At 39.6% G+C, this 3,464-nt stretch carries 7 protein-coding genes; all 7 read left to right on the plus strand.

Features of this window, described 5'->3' with window-relative positions; all coding sequences use genetic code 11:
* The coding region (locus E1171_RS23640; RefSeq protein WP_222931390.1) for a hypothetical protein at window positions 1-958 on the plus strand (958 nt) is incomplete at its 5' end.
* 1 nt (window position 959) lies between these two features.
* Window positions 960-1,883, plus strand: coding sequence for a hypothetical protein (locus E1171_RS04560; protein WP_155204539.1), 924 nt, complete (start codon window positions 960-962; stop codon window positions 1,881-1,883).
* A gap of 12 nt (window positions 1,884-1,895) precedes the next feature.
* The gene (locus tag E1171_RS04565; RefSeq protein ID WP_155204541.1) at window positions 1,896-2,219 is read left to right on the plus strand and encodes a hypothetical protein; all 324 of its coding nucleotides are present in this window, start codon (window positions 1,896-1,898) and stop codon (window positions 2,217-2,219) included.
* Window positions 2,212-2,433, plus strand: a complete 222-nt coding sequence (locus tag E1171_RS04570) for a hypothetical protein (protein WP_155204544.1) — start codon at window positions 2,212-2,214, stop codon at window positions 2,431-2,433. Before E1171_RS04565 ends, E1171_RS04570 begins: the two co-directional genes overlap by 8 nt.
* A gap of 43 nt (window positions 2,434-2,476) precedes the next feature.
* Window positions 2,477-2,749, plus strand: coding sequence for a hypothetical protein (locus tag E1171_RS04575; RefSeq protein ID WP_155204546.1), 273 nt, complete (start codon window positions 2,477-2,479; stop codon window positions 2,747-2,749).
* Window positions 2,750-2,786: 37 nt separating this feature from the next.
* Window positions 2,787-3,137: an N-acetylmuramoyl-L-alanine amidase gene (locus E1171_RS04580; protein ID WP_246164157.1), complete on the plus strand. Its 351-nt coding sequence runs from the start codon at window positions 2,787-2,789 to the stop codon at window positions 3,135-3,137.
* A partial coding sequence (locus tag E1171_RS04585) for a hypothetical protein (RefSeq protein WP_155204550.1) occupies window positions 3,134-3,464 on the plus strand: 331 nt, incomplete at its 3' end. The genes E1171_RS04580 and E1171_RS04585, both read left to right, overlap by 4 nt.

Raw genomic sequence — 3,464 nt, forward strand, 5'->3', positions numbered from 1 at the left:
TGGAAATATTGAAAACCAACCTGATTTAATGGCCGAATTTGCTAAATACAAAAAAGATTTTTCAGAGAACTCAGCTTTCAATAAGAATTTCGGAACCGAGGCAGGAACGGTAATGGAGGGGAGTAGAACCTTCAATCTGAGTCAGGTATTAAGTGCTGGCAATAGTGCAAGTAATGATATACAATTGGATCAACACCTTTTGAAGGTCAAAGATTCAAGAAACATCAACCATGAACTAGGTCTTAATTACGCTACCGACGAATATCCAAGTCCAGGGCTAGTATTAAGAACGGTAACTAATCCGAATTCAGGGGAACCTATTTTTCAGGTCCAATCCGAAGGTTTTGCTCCGAGACTAAGAATTGAACACGATGGAGCTGTCAAAACATATAATCCAGATATATACGTGAGCATTGCTGCTGACGGTTCAGGAGGATACAAAGTGTGGGATGAATCAGACTTTTCCGCAAACGACCTTGCTAATTTCTATGAAGCTTTCAGTTGGGGAGATCATGCAGGCAAATATGCCGAGCTTACCGGTGATACATTTTCCGGCTCTGTAAAAATCACCAAGGAAGATGCTTTGAAATTAACACATTCCGAGGCAGAACTTTGGTTTGATACTGACACTGGTATTGAGGGTACCAAAAGAATTACCGTTAATGACGGAGGCGGAAACTTCAACTTTCGGGCAAATTGCTATTATAATAGCGGTGAAAAATATTTGCTTGCTGGAGATGGGGCTGCCCATTACAGAATGAACATTGAGGGACAGTCCAATCCGTACCACGAATTCAGGATAGCTAGAATTGGGAATGCCGCAGAAGACACTATTAGCTGGACTTCCAAATTTTACATTTACTCAGATAGTCTTTCTTTCCAGATAGATGGGAATGAAAGGTTCTTAGTCGATAGTGCTGGGGCGGTTAGAGCCACCAATTTTATTACAACAGGATAATATGGCATTAATAGAAAACAGAATACCTACAACAGAAAATTTTAAAATGTTTGTGAATGGACAAACTTATGGCAGTACTTCAACAGAAGACAAATACAGTATTGAGAGAGCGGTAAGAGAAACAGTAAAAGCAAATTCGGGAACAGACCCAGGAACACAAACCAGCCTACCAAGCCTTTGTACTTTGGCTTATTCAGATATGATGCAAAACAGAGGGGTAATTCCAACTAGCACACAAGAGTTTCGAGGCTATCCAATACCGGCAATCAAGAATTTTTCATTTGAGGTGATTGACGAGGGCGGTTTCACTTTTGATGTACGCCCTGTTAAAATAATAATGCAGCTAGAGTTAAAATATGCTGTTGCATATAATTTACCTGTAAAATTAAACATAACAGGGTTTCAATTTCCACCATTTATTGAGATTCCAGCGGGCCAAAAAGTATGGGAATATACTTACGTAGACGGTTCAGTCTGGGAGCCTGATACGGGGGATCTCTATTTCTTTGATAATTACAATTACAGTTATACGGTAACTTCAAACATCAGTATTAGTGATTACGACTCTCCTTTCTATAACGATGCGGGACAGAGCCACGAAATAGAGTTTGCTACGCGCTTGAATCCATTTGATATCCTGTACCCTAGTCAAAAGGTTGCTAATGTTTCAAACATAAACGAGTATGTTAGAACTGGATTCGACCGAACTATATACCATGCTACATTACGGCCTCCATTTGGGCAGATATATGACGGACCTTATAGGATTTCCCAGCCGGAAACATTCAACAGCACAATGTATTTCTGTTACGAATTCGACCGAAGAGAATTTCAATTTGGGGAATATGAATACCAATATTGCACCATCAAGGTTGGAACAAACGGGAAGGTATTAGAAGAAAAATTATCACCTTGGGTCTTATAAAACAATTAAAAAATGGCAAGAACAAACAGACAAAAGAAAATCACAATCACGGAGGACATCACATCCCAAGTGAACGGAAAAAATTACCAATTTGAATACAGCTACAAGGAAAATGAAAAACCAACTGAAATAGGGTTAAGGCCTTCGGATATTAACGACCAATACGGAAACGTAAATTTTAATTATGAGAAGGAAACTATCAATGTTTCAAACATTAACCTTGGACCTATCGGGGGTGTAGAAGCATTGTTAAACGAATTCAAAGCGGAATTCCTGGCTATCAAAGCAGAATTAGAACCAACAGTTGAACCTGAAAATACAGAAGAAAATGCGTAAACAAGAACAAGTACAAAACCAGCCTACACCAAATCAAAAGGCTATTTCCTTAATTATGGAGATGTTAGGCCACGCGAAAAAAAGACATGCCTTTTCCTCTGTAGAAGTAGAGGCGATTGACTGGGCAGTCAACACCCTTAACCAGCCTAAACAGGAACAAAAGAAAGAAGAACAGCCGGAGCCAGAAAAGAAAAAGGCTTCAGGCAAGAAATAGCTAATGGCTTTTTTTGAAAAATCTCATTTGATTATCCGAGTATATGAGTAAGCATATAGATGAGTTTTGCGGGGCAGTGATCAAGTATGTTCAAAAACACTTAGAAGAAACGTGGGGAGCGGCTACTTCATTGACTGCTTACCTAGCTGGTTTCTTCCCTATTCTAGCCGATGTCAGTTTTTTGGACAGCGTGCTATTTACTACCGCTGTGAAGGCCTTGTTAACCGGTTTTTTCGGGGGCCTAGGAGGATTAACAATAAAAATTATTTGGGGGAAAATTGTTAGATCAAAACCAATTGAAGATGAGAAAAATTGACAAAGCAATCGTTCATTGTACGGATACGCCAAGTACAATGGATATAGGAACAGCAGAGATTGACCAATGGCACAAGGAAAGAGGCTGGCGCTGTATTGGTTACCACTATGTAATTAGGCGCGATGGTACTATAGAAGTGGGAAGAACTGAGGATAACCAAGGCGCACATTGCAAGGGACAAAACAGAAACAGTATTGGTATCTGCTGGGTAGGCGGCAAAGGAGAAGACAATAGAACGAAAGCACAAACTGAAAGCTTGAAAAAGCTACTTAAGTCTTTGCGAGCAAGGTACAAAGGAATAACCATCCACGGACACAATCAATTTTCAGAAAAAACATGTCCTAATTTCGATGTTAAGGAATTTCTTAAGAATGAGGTGTTGGTATGAGCAAGGTAGGAAACTTATTGAAAAAATTTGCTCCTAACGTATTGGATACCGTTGGTAGCTTAACAGGGATTAAGGCATTAAACCGTGCGGCTGATTTGATTGAAGGCAAGAAAGATCTTGACCCAAAAGTAAAAGCTGAAATCCTAGCTGCAATCAACGAGGATAGAAAAAATGCCAGAGAGCGAGAGGTATTAATCAATCAAAGTCAACATTCTGGATGGTTGACGAAGAATATTAATTCCCTACTTGCAATTGTCTTTGTAGGAGCTACTATTGTAATCTATTTCCTAGGCTATACAGGAGGGGAAGAAACCGAGAAAAACAGGG

The organism is Xanthovirga aplysinae (assembly GCF_009711365.1).
GTDB classification, from domain to species: Bacteria; Bacteroidota; Bacteroidia; order Cytophagales; family Cyclobacteriaceae; genus Xanthovirga; species Xanthovirga aplysinae.

Excerpts from the sequence above, each read along its gene's own strand:
- E1171_RS04565 (WP_155204541.1), top strand. The coding sequence starts at position 1,896 with ATGGCAAGAACAAACAGACAAAAGAAAATCACAATCACGGAGGACATC.
- E1171_RS04575 (WP_155204546.1), top strand. The coding sequence starts at position 2,477 with ATGAGTAAGCATATAGATGAGTTTTGCGGGGCAGTGATCAAGTATGTT.
- E1171_RS04570 (WP_155204544.1), top strand. The coding sequence starts at position 2,212 with ATGCGTAAACAAGAACAAGTACAAAACCAGCCTACACCAAATCAAAAG.
- E1171_RS04580 (WP_246164157.1), top strand. The coding sequence starts at position 2,787 with ATGGATATAGGAACAGCAGAGATTGACCAATGGCACAAGGAAAGAGGC.
- E1171_RS04560 (WP_155204539.1), top strand. The coding sequence starts at position 960 with ATGGCATTAATAGAAAACAGAATACCTACAACAGAAAATTTTAAAATG.